General features: G+C 39.1%; 15 protein-coding genes and 1 riboswitch. Of the genes, 6 read left to right on the top strand and 9 right to left on the bottom strand.

Going from position 1 to position 15,449, the window contains the following annotated elements:
- Nucleotides 1-42: 42 nt before the first annotated feature.
- The 3 genes from DEU42_RS04785 (at nt 43) to DEU42_RS04775 (ending at nt 2,056) form a co-directional block, all read left to right on the top strand.
- The gene (locus tag DEU42_RS04785) at nt 43-495 is read left to right on the top strand and encodes an Hsp20/alpha crystallin family protein (protein ID WP_114757150.1); all 453 of its coding nucleotides are present in this window, start codon (nt 43-45) and stop codon (nt 493-495) included.
- Between the two features lie 71 nt (nt 496-566).
- Nucleotides 567-1,742 (top strand): cation:proton antiporter, encoded by a 1,176-nt coding sequence (locus tag DEU42_RS04780; protein WP_114757149.1) that lies wholly within the window; start codon nt 567-569, stop codon nt 1,740-1,742.
- Nucleotides 1,743-1,765: 23 nt separating this feature from the next.
- The gene (locus tag DEU42_RS04775) at nt 1,766-2,056 is read left to right on the top strand and encodes a hypothetical protein (RefSeq protein ID WP_114757148.1); all 291 of its coding nucleotides are present in this window, start codon (nt 1,766-1,768) and stop codon (nt 2,054-2,056) included.
- 239 nt (nt 2,057-2,295) lie between these two features.
- On the opposite strand, the gene DEU42_RS04770 is transcribed toward DEU42_RS04775, so the two are convergent.
- The 3 genes from DEU42_RS04770 to DEU42_RS04760 all read right to left on the bottom strand — a co-directional run bounded on the left by DEU42_RS04770 (nt 2,296) and on the right by DEU42_RS04760 (nt 5,029).
- Nucleotides 2,296-2,706 (bottom strand): response regulator, encoded by a 411-nt coding sequence (locus tag DEU42_RS04770; RefSeq protein WP_114757147.1) that lies wholly within the window; start codon nt 2,704-2,706, stop codon nt 2,296-2,298.
- Between the two features lie 192 nt (nt 2,707-2,898).
- A complete protein-coding gene (locus tag DEU42_RS04765; protein WP_114757146.1) occupies nt 2,899-3,879 on the bottom strand; it encodes a fasciclin domain-containing protein in 981 nt (326 codons plus the stop codon).
- Nucleotides 3,880-4,132: 253 nt separating this feature from the next.
- A complete protein-coding gene (locus tag DEU42_RS04760) occupies nt 4,133-5,029 on the bottom strand; it encodes a MerR family transcriptional regulator (protein ID WP_114757145.1) in 897 nt (298 codons plus the stop codon).
- Nucleotides 5,030-5,136: 107 nt separating this feature from the next.
- On the opposite strand from DEU42_RS04760, the gene DEU42_RS04755 reads away from it, so the two are divergent.
- A complete protein-coding gene (locus DEU42_RS04755; protein ID WP_114757144.1) occupies nt 5,137-6,552 on the top strand; it encodes an SDR family oxidoreductase in 1,416 nt (471 codons plus the stop codon).
- Nucleotides 6,553-6,892: 340 nt separating this feature from the next.
- Here DEU42_RS04755 and DEU42_RS04750 read toward each other — a convergent pair whose 3' ends face one another.
- Nucleotides 6,893-8,176 carry a voltage-gated chloride channel family protein gene (locus tag DEU42_RS04750; protein WP_114757143.1) on the bottom strand — a complete coding sequence of 428 codons (1,284 nt, stop codon included), beginning with the start codon at nt 8,174-8,176 and terminating at the stop codon, nt 6,893-6,895.
- A 37-nt stretch (nt 8,177-8,213) separates the two neighbouring features.
- Nucleotides 8,214-8,285, bottom strand: a riboswitch (Fluoride riboswitch).
- Nucleotides 8,286-8,364: 79 nt separating this feature from the next.
- On the opposite strand from DEU42_RS04750, the gene DEU42_RS04745 reads away from it, so the two are divergent.
- Nucleotides 8,365-9,372 carry a phosphotransferase gene (locus DEU42_RS04745; protein ID WP_114757142.1) on the top strand — a complete coding sequence of 336 codons (1,008 nt, stop codon included), beginning with the start codon at nt 8,365-8,367 and terminating at the stop codon, nt 9,370-9,372.
- A gap of 54 nt (nt 9,373-9,426) precedes the next feature.
- Here DEU42_RS04745 and DEU42_RS04740 read toward each other — a convergent pair whose 3' ends face one another.
- Entirely contained in the window at nt 9,427-10,116 is a 690-nt protein-coding gene (locus DEU42_RS04740; protein WP_114757141.1) for an SIMPL domain-containing protein, read from the bottom strand.
- Nucleotides 10,117-10,172: 56 nt separating this feature from the next.
- A complete protein-coding gene (locus tag DEU42_RS04735) occupies nt 10,173-10,802 on the bottom strand; it encodes a rhomboid family intramembrane serine protease (RefSeq protein ID WP_114757140.1) in 630 nt (209 codons plus the stop codon).
- Between the two features lie 91 nt (nt 10,803-10,893).
- Here DEU42_RS04735 and DEU42_RS04730 point away from each other — a divergent pair, with 91 nt between their 5' ends.
- Entirely contained in the window at nt 10,894-11,775 is an 882-nt protein-coding gene (locus DEU42_RS04730) for a lysophospholipid acyltransferase family protein (RefSeq protein ID WP_114757139.1), read from the top strand.
- Nucleotides 11,776-11,959: 184 nt separating this feature from the next.
- Here the strand turns inward: DEU42_RS04730 and DEU42_RS04725 are convergent, their stop codons facing one another.
- The 3 genes from DEU42_RS04725 to DEU42_RS04715 form a co-directional block, all read right to left on the bottom strand.
- Nucleotides 11,960-13,456 carry an aminotransferase class V-fold PLP-dependent enzyme gene (locus DEU42_RS04725; protein ID WP_114757138.1) on the bottom strand — a complete coding sequence of 499 codons (1,497 nt, stop codon included), beginning with the start codon at nt 13,454-13,456 and terminating at the stop codon, nt 11,960-11,962.
- Nucleotides 13,457-13,593: 137 nt separating this feature from the next.
- Nucleotides 13,594-14,058 carry a hypothetical protein gene (locus DEU42_RS04720; protein WP_147278063.1) on the bottom strand — a complete coding sequence of 155 codons (465 nt, stop codon included), beginning with the start codon at nt 14,056-14,058 and terminating at the stop codon, nt 13,594-13,596.
- A 124-nt stretch (nt 14,059-14,182) separates the two neighbouring features.
- Nucleotides 14,183-15,406, bottom strand: a complete 1,224-nt coding sequence (locus tag DEU42_RS04715) for a porin (RefSeq protein WP_114757136.1) — start codon at nt 15,404-15,406, stop codon at nt 14,183-14,185.
- Nucleotides 15,407-15,449 lie beyond the last annotated feature (43 nt).

The following is a 15,449-nucleotide window of genomic DNA, read 5'->3' as shown; positions in this document are numbered from 1 at the left end:
ACGTTCAAAATTTAATGTCTAACAATTTTAAAGTTAACCGTTATGAATCTAATTAAAAGAAACGGAAGCCAATTACCGGGCTTTCAGCGTTTGTTTTTTGATGACATCTTTGGCCGTGAGCTTTTCAATTGGGAAAACAATAACTTCTCATCCACAAGCACAACACTGCCATCGGTAAACATCAAAGAGACTGCAGACAGCTACGAAGTGGAAGTAGCCGCGCCAGGAATGGAGAAAAGTGATTTTAATATCACTTTAGATGGTAACCTATTAACAATTTCATCTGTCAGGGAGCATAAGCAGACTACACAGCAGGAAAACTTCACCCGCAGGGAATTCAGCTACCAATCGTTCCAGCGAAGCTTTGAATTACCTAAGGATGTGGTAGACGAAGAACACATCACTGCCAGTTATGAAAACGGGCTGCTACTTCTCACCGTTCCTAAGAAAGAAGAAGCAAAACAGAAGCCTCCGAGGATGATTGAAATTTCATAATCCGATTTATTTTATCTCAATGAAATAGCTGTCCACACGGGCAGCTATTCACTTATTAAAAACGTATACCCATGTCATCGCAATTGTTTTCAGGGATGGCAGTGCTGTCCTTCGTCGTTTTATTATTAATCCTTCTTTTGCGCAAATTAAAGCAACCTTACTTTATTGCATACATTTTATCGGGGCTGCTCCTGGGGCCGGCTTTCCTGAATATTATTCATGAACCGAAAGTAGTTTCGGAACTCGGTGAACTAGGAATAGTCATGCTCATGTTTACAATTGGCACCGATATCGACTTGCGCGCTCTTGGTCAAAACCTTTACAAACCATTGCTGATAGCCTTGGTGCAGCTAGCACTCAGCTTTGCCTGTATGTTCCTTGTTGGAGATAAGGCCGGGTGGAGTACCGAAATAATTATTCTTACATCCTTTATCATTAGCTTAAGCAGTTCGGCCATTGTATTTCAATATCTGAAAAGAACTGGGGAAATCAACAGTCAATTGGGTATAATTACCTGCGGAGTTCTGCTGATACAGGATATTTTAGTGGTGCCAATGATCCTGACATTGAATATGATGTCCGGCAGTAATGCCTCGCCTTTTGAGATCGTTAAGGTTTGTATAGGCGGGATACTTATTTTGCTTTTTTTGAATGCGGCCATTAAACACAAACTGTTCAGTATTCCCATGGGCAGGGAAATCCTGGCGGATCACGACTTTCAGGTATTTGTCGGCTTTTGTATCTGCTTCGGAATGGCTTGGTTCAGCGCCTGGTTTGGGCTTTCACCAGCTTTAGGTGCTTTCGCGGCAGGTATAGTAATAAGTCAGGATAAGGCTACCCGATGGCTCGAAAAATCGATACTACCATTTCGGGTTTTCTTTATGGCTTTTTTCTTTCTGGCGATTGGGCTACAGCTTGATATTGTTTTTTTCGCAAACAACGCCGGGACGATTTTTTTGGTGACAGTTTCTGTGCTTCTAATCAATAGCCTAATAAATACGGTGCTCTTTAGGGCTACAGGCAACAATTGGCGGGACAGCCTCTACGGTGGCGCACTGTTATCGCAGATTGGCGAGTTTAGCTTTGTGCTTGTTACAATGGCCTTGTCATTAGGCTTGGTCGGGAAATCTACCTACCAGATAACGTTATCGGTAATTACCTGCACAATGCTTTTCACTTCTATATGGCTCAACATTATACAAAAGTTAATTTATCGATTGTCACCTATTGAAAATAATTCTATTTAAGTAATAATATAAAAATTGAAATTATGGATAATTTATATTATATATCACTCAATATCAAAACGCTTACTGGCTTTGATTCGTATGCCACATATAGTCTTGGGAAAAACAAGGAAAAAGTGACAGCACTATTTGGCCAGCTTACGGGCTCTCCCAATCTGTCGGACAGTACTGTGCTCACGATGGATCTCACTGAAATGAGCGACGGGATTTCTTTTCCACTTGCAATGCTTGAGTGCACCTTTCAGGATGTTATTCACAATACGAAGATCATCACCCGGGAAATATTTAAAGACCTTAACTTTGAAACGGATTGATTTTGGCTGACAAACAAACAAGTGAATAGTTAAAGTGGCTTTTATTGGAAGTTGAAAAACCAAGCATCGTTAGTTGGAAGTCGCAATAGCCAACAGTGTGTGATGCGCAGCTGTGAAATCGAATATCATAGAATAGCATTAGCCAGGTATCCTTCCCAAACTCGAAAGACACGAGGATTTTAATCAATTGTGTAATACATTGCTTGCGGAGCTTTCGACGCCTGATGCAATACTTAAAATCAGCTTGGCTCCTTTGAACTGCCATAATGTTCCTGTAATACCGTTTTTAAACCGTTTTCAAAATCATTAAAATCACTGTTTTTGAAAACGCAGCCTGTCACACTTGATTTAATAATGTCTGAGGTATGCCCGAACATAAAAGGCGTCGTGTAAATATAAACAGGAATATCTTTGGTCCTGCCTTCCTTTTTAAGCTCAATAATAAATTCTTCACCTGACATCAGATGCATATCGAGATCCGTAAAGATGATGTCTGGTAGTTTGTCTGTAGTTTTGAGATAGTCAAATGCATCCTTGCCATTTGAAAATTCTATACATTCAATAGCAGAAGGCATTTCGTGGACAATAAGACAAAATAGCTCCCTGTCATCACTATCATCTTCTACAAGGATAATAGATTTCGAGTACATATTAAATATATCATTAGGGTAATTACTGCGAAAATAATTACTAGTGATCAAGTTATTTTATAGCATTTTACATAAATAGTTATAGTCAATAATTAATTCACCCCATTGCAATAACCAGCAAATCAATGAGTACCATTGTAATGATACACATTGATTTGTTTAAGACTAGTTTTTTAATTTAAATTTGTCAGCTTACATCGGCGGAAGGAGTACTTTGTTTATAACATGCACAACGCCGTTTGAAGCCTGTACATCCGTTGCGGTTATGGTTGATACCCTGCCATTTGCATCCGTTATGGAAGCCCCGCCTTCTAGGTTAACTGTAAAGCTACCACCCTGGAACGTGTTTACCGTCATGTTGTCCATTAATGAGGCAGCCAATACGTTCTGTCCCGCTACCACATGATATTTAAGTGTATTTTCCAAAGTAGCCTGGGGAATCTGCGCTAATCCTGAAAGGTTAAGTTCTGTCAGTAAACTTGCAAATGCAGTATTGGTTGGTGCAAATACCGTAAAAGGTGAGTTTTGGGTTCCGGAAAGTATCCCCGCGAAATCAGGCTGGTCATCCCTTGTCAATGCCTGAACCAGTATAGAGAAGTCAGGATTGGCAATTGCATGGCTGGCTACCGTTGGTAAATCGATTACATTGCCAACAATATGCACCACACCATTGCTTGCCATTACATCAGCAGTGGTCACGGCCGCACCTCCGTTAGAAGCACCTCCATTAATTACGACACCGTTAGCTGTATTGATATACATGCTTAGCGTATTGGAGCTTGATGCGCTTCCCTTTGCCATGGTCTTTACATATCCGGTAGTAAGCGATGAGGAGGTTACCTTACCTGAAACGACGTGATTGAGAAGTATCTCTTTAAGTATGGGTACCGGAACAGCTTCAAGATTAGCAAACCCTTTCTGCTGTAAAAAAGCAGTAAATGCTTGGTTAGTCGGTGCAAATACAGTATAGCTGCCATTCCCGTCCAGGGTAGCAGTCAGGCCTGCCCTGTCAAGTGCATCCACAAGCACTGAAAGATTTGCATTTGACGAAGCTACATCCGCTATCGTATTGTTCTGCTGCATCGTGTCGCTGTCATCATCACTACACGATACCAAGGGAATGAAGGATAGTGCCAATATTGCCACTCCCTTCCTAAAAAAATCTCTTTTCATATATTTTATTTTTAGGTTTGTATCCCAAAATTAAAATGAAAAATTTTGTTTACATAATTGACGTAAATAATTAAACAAAAAATTAGAATTTGTTTAAGTAGTACTTCGGAAAAGCCGGTACATATATATCAGGAATCTAGATTTTATGCGGTCAGATGATCTTTCCGATTCTAATATCCGGGAATTAGGCTCAACAAAATATAATTAAACAATTCATTCCACAACGAATAAACCATTATCGACCGGTAAGAATCTATGATAATTTTGATACTATATCGTGCAGAGCGTTAAACCTTTTCAAATTTTCCTGCTCGCCGATTAGTAATTCAGAAGCCCTGCGCCCCACAATCCAAAGTTCCGACTCGTTTCCCCTCACCATTGACAGAAGGGTCTCGACATACATATCTAACGGTTTTTCTTCCGGTATTACGGTCATATAGGTAATGAATGTTATATTCCTAAATAGCCGCATCAGTTCTGAAAGGCTGTCGAGCGGGATATTGCTACCCAGATATACACAACCCTCACCACGGGCAGTAATCAAGTATTGCAAAAAAATAAGGCCGAGTTCATGGATTTCACCAAAGGGCAGGAACAGAACATATTTTGCAGCAATACCTTTTCTGACCTTTTTGCTGCTTAAAGCAATCTGTTGCATGATTACCATACGAATCAGGCAGCTGATAAAATGCTCATGTGCAGGCTCAATAGTCCCCGCCTGCCACATTATTCCGATTTCTTCGAGAAAAGGCATGTAGTAGTTCAAAAATATCTTTTCAAATGGCATCTTTGCCAGCAGGTGATCCGTAGCATCAAGAAAAAGTGGCTGATCAAAGGTCATCATAGCCAGCTTAAAAAGATGTATAGCATGATTAACATCCTGTCTTCCAACGCGGATCTCACCGACCATCATCTCAATCTCCGATGTACCCATCTTCGCGACTTTAGATATCTTTACCCCGTAATCCGTCAGCAAAACGACATTAAGGAGCTTGCGAAGTTCCTCAAGGCCGTACCAACGAAGATTGTTACTGCCTCGCTCTGGTGACAACAACCCATATCGTTTTTCCCATATCCTGATCGTATGTGCCTTTACTCCCGAAAGCTTTTCCAGATCACCTATTGAAAATATCGTTTTAATGTTATTCATGTTCTGGGGTAAATTAAAAACATATGAAATTGTTAACCATAACAAGTAATAAAATTAAACAAAATTTAATAATTTTATAGGTAAAAGAACGCCTAACTCTCTAATGCATGAAAATACTGTTGACAGGTGCAACCGGTTATATAGCACAGCGCCTTCTTCCCGCTCTTCTGGAAAATGGGCATGAAGTGATATGCCTGGTCAGGGATGCCTCACGTTTAGACACGTCAAAATACGGCTATAAGAAACGGTTAAGCGTTATGGAAGCGGACCTTTTGGATTCATCCAGCCTTAATTTTGCTGATGACATTGACGCAGCCTACTATCTGGTCCATTCCATGAGTTCAGGCGGAGAATTCAGTGAGATGGAAGAACGCTCTGCCAGGAATTTTGTCGATGCTATAAATAAGACAGCAACAAAGCAGGTAATTTACCTTACAGGCATAGTGAACGAGCAGGAATTATCAATGCACCTCGCCTCACGCAAAAATGTGGAAACGATACTGGCCTCTTCAGCTATTCCCCTGACCGCGCTAAGAGCAGGTATTATTGTGGGATCCGGCAGCGCCTCCTTCGAGATCATCCGTGACCTTATCGAAAAGCTTCCTGTCATGATTGCACCAAAATGGCTGCATACAAAATGCCAGCCTATCGCAGTTCGTAATGTCATACAGTTCCTTTCCGGTGTCCTGCTAAAGGAATCCACTTTCGGTAAACATTTTGATATCTATGGGCCGGATATACTTACCTATAAGGAAATGCTTTTACAGTTTGCAAAGGAAAGGGGCCTCAAAAGGCATATTTTTACCCTGCCCGTCATGACACCACGCCTCTCCTCCTACTGGCTTTATTTTGTCACCTCCACGTCTTATTCTCTCGCAGCTAATCTCGTGGAGAGCATGAAGGTAGACGTTGTAGCCAATCGCAATAAATTAGCTGAACAGCTTTGCATTACACTGATTCCGTACCGTCAGGCTATTCGTATTGCTTTTGATAAGATAGAACAGAACATGGTGTTATCCAGCTGGAAAGATGCTATGGGAAATCTGCAGGCAGGTAAAAAACTCTCAAAGCTGATACAGGTACCTGAATTCGGTGTATTCACAGACCGCAAGACAGCAACTACTAAAGATCCTGAGCAGGCAGCCGAGCGCATTTTTGCCATTGGGGGATATTCAGGATGGTATTATGCCGACTGGCTCTGGAGTTTTAGGGGATTTCTTGATAAGCTGTTTGGTGGTGTAGGCCTCAAAAGGGGGCGGAGGAATATATCATCTGTAAATGCAGGCGATACTTTGGATTTTTGGCGGGTTATTTATACAGATCCCAAAGAGAAAAGGCTTTTGCTGTATGCCGAGATGAAACTGCCGGGAGAAGCATGGCTGGAATTTAGAATTAAAGGAAACACTGTATACCAAACAGCTACATTTCGCCCACTTGGCCTGGCAGGAAGGATGTATTGGTATTTAGTGCTTCCATTTCACTATTTTATATTTAATGGTATGATCAGTAAAATCGCTAAATAAGGTTCTGTCGCATCTGTTTGTTAAAATCCAAGAAATTCAAGCACTTTAAAAAATTATGCTGCCAGTTTGCAGAATGATTTGAACGTGGTAAACGTGGACAAATTAACTGATTTTACTTTACATATATATCACCTCAAATATGTCAAAATGAAATAGGATATCTGATTTTGAAAATTTAAAGCGCATTACATGCGTAATTCTAAAATGGCTACTTTATTATATAAAACAAGAAACTCTCAGTAATGATTAGAGTTCTATAATTTAATCAAGACGTTTTAAAATGAGCGATCGTAAACGTTCTTCATGTTCATCCCCCCAATTCCCGATAAATCTTTACTCCTCACAAATCCTTCAAACTTTTACCTTTTATCTTTTCATACAACAAATACTTAACACCTACTCGATTCTGAGAACTATATATTCCTGTATATCCTGAAAAAAGATAAGCCACAAAACAGGCCAACGCTATATAAACACCTGCCTCTATGCCAAAAAGTTCGATACCCATTATTGTACAGGCGATAGGAGTATTAGTTGCACCTGAAAAAACAGCTACAAATCCTATTCCTGCCAAAAACGCCATTGGTAAAGGTAAAATCAGGAACAAGGCATTTCCTAAAGTGGCCCCAATAAAAAACAGAGGTGTTACTTCCCCCCCTTTAAAACCGGCTCCGATAGTAAAAGTGGTTAAGAGCAATTTTATCATAAAAGCATAAACCGGCAAATTCTCTCCAAACGATCTTACTATTACGGGAACACCCAACCCTATATATTCGGTAGTACTCATCAAGTAAACTGATAATGCTATAAAAACACCGCCAATTAAAGGCCTTAATGGAGGATAACTAATTTTATGCCTGAAAACTTTAGTAAAAAAATATACTGCCTTTGAAAAAAGCATAGCAGCAAGCCCAAACAAAATTCCTGCTATAATCGTCCATAATAGAGTATCGGGAGCTAATCCAGGCACGACATCAATAGCATAATGTGTATGTTTTACATGCCACGCTGTACAGGTATAATCTGCGATAAGAGCGACTATTAGGCTTGGTAGCAAAGCATCATACTTTATACGGTTTAGCACCATAACTTCTAATGCAAAAACAGCCCCTGCGAGCGGTGTTCCAAAAACGGACGCAAACCCTGCACTGATACCCATTATAAGAATTATACCCCTATCCTCCTGTCTAAGCTTAAAAAAATGGGTAAACTGGTCTGCAATAGCACCTCCCATCTGAACTGCCGTCCCTTCTCTGCCTGCCGATCCTCCAAAAAGGTGCGTTAACAATGTTCCAAGTAGCACCAACGGTGCCATCCTGAAAGGAATTATCTGCTTAGGAGAATGAAATTCCTCTAAAAGCAAGTTATTTCCCTTTACTACACTGTTACCCCAATAATGATACATTAAACCAATTGCCAGCCCTCCCAATGGCAGAAGCGCAATGATCCATACATGGCTTTCACGCCAGTTGGTTACCCAGTTCAAGGAGACAAGAAAAAAAGCAGAGGCCGAACCAATTGACAGTCCAATAACAATCGACAGCAGCAGCCATTTGATGATATATAATAAATAAAAACTTTGAGAGATACGGGCAATGTAATTTTTGAAGTTGTAAATTTTCATACCTTGAATTAATTAAATACATCTATACTGGCATTAGCCATTAACAGACGTCATCAGCTTCAAATTGATTTGTAAGCAGTTCAAGGCAGACATCATTGCCATATATGCTGCAAATATACTTTGAAATGAAATAACAGACAATTTTTTGTTTTTATATTTGCTTCCCCTTTTATCTTACCTGCCTATTTATGAATATCTTCCCTACTCAATACTCTGTATTAAAAGCATCTGCCGTTGGCGATCATATTGCCGTTCAATATAATTTAAAGGTTATTTCCTGCAAATTACTCATACATAATGTAAGCGACACCTATGTAGTTGAAACGGAAAACAGTAAGTATATTTTCAAAATATATCGCAGCAGCCATCGCTCTGAAGAAGAAATAAAAGGCGAAGCTCAACTGCTGAACCTTCTAAAAGAAAGTGATGTAAGCGTATCTCATACCATCCCTGACTCAAAAGGAAATATGCTTACCCCTTTTACCGCAGCAGAAGGAGAACGTTTTGGTATGCTTTTTACCTATGCCGAAGGCGAACCGGAATATAATCTTACCGACAGCCAACTGGAAACTCTTGGGACAGAAATGGCAAAGTTTCATAATGTATCAGCAACAATACAATTAGATTATAGCCGGGCTGAATTTAATATAGACACGACACTAAGACACCCTCTGGCTGTAGTAAAACCGGCTTTCAAAAATATGCCGGAAGAATATATCGTGTTAACAGAACTGGCAAATAAGGCAATAACCGAACTTGAAAAACTACCATTAGATAAATTACCAACAGGCTATTGCCAGTTTGATTTTTTACCTAAAAATTTTCATTTTTTTGGAGATAAACTAACTTTTTTTGATTTTGATTTTGCAGGAAAAGGCTATCTCATCTATGATATAACCACCTTTTATATCCATTACTTTTTTGATGTTTCGCTGGGAAAAAGAACCCGTGAAGATGCCGACAGATGCTTTAGCATATTTCTTAATGCCTACAAAACAATCAGACCCGTAAGCGATCTTGAAATAAACAACATGAAATGGTTTGGTTTTGGATTCTGGATGTTTTATTTTGGCTTTCAGCATGAGAATTTTGACGATTGGTCCAATACTTTCTACACTGACCGTTTTGTAAAAGAACGTGTAAACATACTCAGGAAATGGATTGAATATAAACCCTTTACAGCCTTAACAGATTAAACAACAAAAGCCCGGCGCAATGCACCGGGCTTTTTCAATTTAAATATACTAAGATTAATTCAACTCAAAACTTATGTTTACGTTAGCCGTAACGGTTATCTCTCCTATAGCCAGTGTTTCTTTTGGCATATCTGCACTTTCAGCATCGTTAAATTTCATTGCTGCCATCATTCTTGGATAATAGGTTTGCGTATTATCGGTTACAGTAACCGCCTTCCCTATTTTCTGATTCAGCGCTCCGGCATAATCAGCTGCTTTTTGTTTGGCTGCCGCTACAGCTTTAACGCGGGCTTCCGACTCATATTGTGCCTGTTTGGAAGTTTTAAACTCCACCCCCTGAATATTGTTTACTCCGGCATCTACAAGCCCCATCATCATACTGTCGTATTTAGAAAGGTCTTTTAGGTGTATGGTAATGGTTTGAGAAGCTGTATAGCTGTATTTCTTTTTGTTGTAATCGTAATTCCTGTAAAGGTTTACCCTTTGTGTCTGATAATCTTCAGCAGGAAGCTTAATGCTTTTCAGGTATTTAATCACAGCATCAATAGTGGCATCATTCTTTTTCTTGACATCGTTGGCATCTGCACCAACATTTTCCACACCTACGGTAATATCAGCTCTGTCCGGCGTTACCATGATCTTTCCTTCTCCTGAAACATTAATAAGCGGTTGTTGATTCTGTTGTGTTACCTGAGCCCCCGCTAATGACGTAACAAATAATAGTACTAATGCAATTCTTTTCATAATGATTGATTTATTTTTCTTTTAGATTTTCAAATTACGTGCCAGTTTTGGTGACATCACAGTTTTCCTGCTTTCGCCATGATCAACATAATCACTACCGGAACAGCTAACAAAATCACTACCATGGTGTTATGAAAAAGAATATCCGGTATACGAATAAGCGTAATTATAAATCCGCCAATAGCACCGCCAAAGTGGGCAGTGTGGCCTATGTTACCCGCTCTTGTTTTCATACCATAAATAGTAAATAACAGGTAAACTATACCAAAAATATAACCCGGCATAAAATTAACCTGCATATCAGGATAGATTAGTATTGAAGAAAATAACACTCCCATAACAGCACCTGAAGCACCTATCGCTCGGTACGAAGGTTCGTTTTTATGAAAACTCAGTGTAAGCAGACTGCCACAAATAAGGCTCGCAAAATAAACCAGCAGAAAACCCAGGGTTCCAATATTGTATATTACCACCGGAGCAAAAAAGTAAAGCGTAAGCATATTAAAACCAAGGTGCATCCAGTCGGCATGCAGAAAAGCCGATGTAAACATACGGTACTGCTCTCCAGCCCTGATGCTTCCTATATGAAATTCATATTTTCTGAAAAAAGAGATATCATTAAAGCCTTTATAGCTCACAATAGCGTTTATCACAATCATTGCGATAAGAACAAGGGGCAAATTCATAAGTATAAGTTTTATGTGTAAATTTAGTCAATCCTGATTCTATAGGAAACACCTTAACAAACTTATATCGTATATTTGTAAAAAAATAAGAATGCAGCTTCTCGCCTACTTACTGCTATATCCATTCATCTGGTTTATTTCTATATTACCATTCAGGATTTTATACTTTTTTTCGGATATCGTTTGTTTCATCATATACCGTATCATAGGCTATCGTAAAAAAACCGTCCGTGAAAACCTTCGCCTTACACTGGGTCATTTAAGCCCCAAAGAGCTCAAAGCAATTGAGAAAAGGTTTTACAGCCATTTTACCGACAGTTTCTTTGAGATGGCAAAAACCCTTACCATTAGCGATAAAGAGTTGCAAAAACGCTATGTTTTTGAGAATTATGAGGTAATCGAAGATCTTGAAGCTAAGGGTAAAAGCATAATTCTTTTATTAGGACATTATGCAAGCTACGAATGGCTTATTATCATGAACAGACGCCTTACCACTTACAAAGGCTATGGTGTATATAAAGTAATAAAGAACAAGTATTTTGATAGTCTTGTCCGTAAAATTCGTGGCAAATTCAATACTGAGCTTATAGGAACAAGAGAAACAATTCCTGTAATACGCCAAAACGAACGCAAGGGAGTAAAGGGTATCTATGGCTTTGTAGCCGATCAATCTCCTAAACTTGGCAAAGCACTGCACTGGGCTATGTTTTTTGGCATGGAAGTTCCTGTTTTTACAGGAGGTGAAATGCTTGCCAAAAAACAGGATATGAATATGGCTTACGCCAAAGTGAGCAAGGTTTCAAGAGGACATTATTCCGCTGCTTTTGTGGCTGTTGAAAACATAAAGGAAATTCCCGATTATAAAGTTACCGATGGATTTCTAAGGATGCTTGAGCAGCAGATACTCGAAGCTCCTGAATATTACCTGTGGACACACAAACGTTTTAAACACCGAAAAAACGATCCGGCTTAATCACTTTAATTTATTAGCTCCGGAGGAGCGATATATTTATAGAAAGTAAAAAACCTAACAAAAGAGCTCCGGAGGAGCGGCATATTTTTATACCGCTCCTCCGGAGCTCTTTATCATCGGAATAAAATTTTTCTATAAATATGACGTCCCTCCGGGACTAAATTCAGAATATCCTTTAAAACTACTAAAGCGTAAACCACTCTTTTATCCTGTCGTTTTCAGAATTAGAAGCGTTAATATGGCTAAATTCATTGCTTGACCTGTTGTAATTGTAATCCTTAGACCACTCACCAAAATTCTCGGCAACAGCCTTAATGCTTTCACAAACGTATTGTATCTCGGCATTGGTAGTTGTTGGGTGGATAGACATCCTTATCCATCCCGGTTTTTGTATCAGATCACCCGAAGTGATTTTCTCCGTAAGATAATTTGACTGCTCCTGGTCTACGTGAAGCAGGTAATGTCCGTAAGTACCTGCGCAACTGCATCCGCCACGTGTTTGTATACCAAAACGATCGTTAAGCAATTTTACACCCAGATTAAAGTGTAGTCCGTCGATATAGAACGAAATTACACCCAGCCTGTTTTTATGCTGAGGCGCAAGAATATTAAGATTAGGAATGTTACCAAGATAATCGAAAACGTAATCAACGATCTCCTCTTCTCTCTTAAGGATATTATCAACTCCCATCTGCTCTTTAAGCTTAACAGCCAAAGCTGTTTTTATAACCTGAAGGAAGCCCGGCGTACCACCATCTTCACGCTCCTCAATATTATCAAGGTATTTGTGCTCACCCCAAGGGTTAGTCCAGCTTACTGTCCCTCCACCCGGATGATCAGGCACCATGTTTTTGTATAGCTTTTTGTTGAATATCAGCACCCCTGATGTACCAGGGCCGCCAAGGAATTTGTGCGGAGAAAAGAATATAGCATCAAGGTAAGCTTCGCTGTCAGCAGGGTGCATATCAATTTTAACGTAAGGTGCTGAACAGGCAAAGTCTACAAAACACACACCATTGTACTGGTGTACCAGTTTAGCAATTTCGTGATAAGGTGTTTTAATCCCTGTTACGTTAGAACAAGCCGTTACCGACGCTATCTTTAATGTATGATCTTTGTGCTCTTCAAGCAATTGTTTAAAACTGTCAAGACAAATAAGCCCTTCAGGACAAGCAGGGATAAGCACAACTTTAGCAATAGTCTCCAGCCATGAAGTCTGGTTAGAGTGGTGCTCCATGTGAGAAACGAAAACCACGGGCTTTTTCTCTTCAGGAACATTAGTAAATGCTTTCAGATTCTCAGGTACTTTAAGCCCTAATATTCTCTGGAATTTATTTACCACACCTGTCATACCACTACCATCGGTAATAAGCACATCGTCTTCACTCGCGTTAACGTGGTGCTTAATGATGTGGCGTGCCTCGTGGTACGCATTGGTCATAGCCGTACCTGAAACAGTAGTTTCAGTATGGGTATTAGCCACGAACGGACCAAAGTCGTTCAATAGTTTTTCTTCAATAGGGCGATACAGCCTTCCGCTGGCAGTCCAGTCGGTATAAACGATTTCTTTTTTGCCAAATGGCGAAACGAATTCCTGCCCTATACCTACAATATTATTCCTGAATTTCTGGAAATATTGCTCTAATGTTCCCGTAAGGGTATTTTCGGCTGTCTGTAACATATTGAATTAACTATTAAACATTGCAAATTTATTAAAATTAAAACGATATAAGTGGATATTTTTCATCGCAACTACTCTATACCGCCTTATTAACAAAAAATCCTGCCGAAGCAGGATTTTGTAACTTGAATATTAACTCACTTTACTTTTTCAAGAATAAATAAACACGGAGTTTCTTCAAAATTAAAACTTAGATGGAGTCTGTTATCAAATAATTTGTATTGCATTTCCTCATCAACAATTTCATTCAGGCTATTTTTATCTTGTATAACAATGACATCACGTTTTACGTCATTGTTATATTTTGACTCTATTATCATTCCTGATTGAAATTCCATCTTTAAAACGTCCTTCTTAAATTCAAAATTTGCATTACCATACAATCTTTTCATAAGTTGTTTTAAAACATCAACTTTTGATTCATCATCATACATTTCCTTTAAATCATCAGATAAAATTGAAATAGAATCTTTTTTGAAATCATAATAGACTTCTCCATTATTAATAGCAACAGCTTTCCAATTACCAATTAAGGAGTTGGCTTGAGAGTACCCTAATCCGGTTAATAGCAAAAAGAATACTATAAAAACATATCTTATCATAATCCGCATTTAAAATGCTAAAATAGACAAGTTAACTCAATGTCTAAATACCCGTCAATGGGTATTTTACATAACAAAACCGTCCCGCAATGCGGGACGGTTTTATTATACTATATATCAAATACTATATACCTATTTCTACCTGGAAACGTACGTAGAAATTATGTTTTGAAGAATTATCAAAATAGTTTAGTTCATCATAGGTAAACTCCAGCTGCGCTTTAAAAGCGTGCTCCCATACATATTTGGTAAGACCTATTGTATACTGATTAGCGTCCGGAGCTATGGCAGCGATATCTTTATGTGCCTTTTGTGTTGAAAAACGACCAATAATCTGGTAGTGGGAAGGGAAAACGTAACTTAGCTCATAGTCATAACCATGACCTGTATAAATGAAACGAGTATCAGTTGCATCATCAGGATTCACCGTAATTGGGTCATTGGCCATACGTTGCATATAAGCTGTCATAAAAGCCCATCCGTTGTATTTAAACATACCGTCTAAAAGTAATGTCTGCATATCTCTTTTTTCAAAAAGATCCAAGCCAAGCTGTCCGCCTGTTCTTCTTGCAAGGTCATTGTACTGATACGCGCCCGAAACCATGAATTTAGGCTTAGGTTCTCTCTTGATATCCCCTTCAAAGAAAGCACCATCTTTAGTAAAAGCTCCTAACGGATATAATTCTAATTTACCTGTATAGGCAAGTCCGTTATCCGGTTTGTCTGTTGAGTTTCTTCCTTCACCGGTGGTTATTGCCCCCCTTGCTGCATAAGAAAATTTATCCATTTCCTCACGCTGATTGTGCACTTGGAAACCAAAGTCCCTGTCTATGGTAAATCTTGCATTATTAATACTTCTGTCAGTAAGCTCAAGACCACCCGATGAGTTTACACGCTGGCGGTTACCCGGAAGTTTCGTCTGTCCGAAACCAAAACTCCAGTGTTTGTTAGGCCTATAAAACACAATCGCATCACGAATTATATTAATATTTTCTCCATCCTGTGCCGGCCCTACATCGCCCGGAGCAAAAGATAACTGGATCGCATAAATGAATTTAGGGTTACCTACGTAACCATCAAAACGTAGCCTTAAACGACGTATCTCTGCTGAAATTGCTCCATCTTCATCTTCATTTTGTATATACGTAGCACGGTTCTGCATCCTGAAACGGATGTTGAACTGAAAGATACTATCCGGTGAGGTAAGCCCCACTCCTTTTCCATAATTATAATATGGAAGCGCAGATAGTTTAAGGTCATTATCGGTAGTGGTCTTCTTAATGATAGGATCCTGTGCCATTGCACTAAAACCAATAAGGATAATTAATAACGTAAAAATGTTTTTCATTTAAGAGTGTTTCAAAAAATTATATGTTATTTCGTGTTTACTT

Origin of the sequence: Flavobacterium sp. AG291 (assembly GCF_003350375.1) — a bacterium.
In the GTDB taxonomy this organism is placed as follows: Bacteria; Bacteroidota; Bacteroidia; order Flavobacteriales; family Flavobacteriaceae; genus Flavobacterium; species Flavobacterium suzhouense.
Note: the sequence above shows the minus strand (reverse complement) of the source record. Positions and strands in the feature narration are given on the sequence as shown.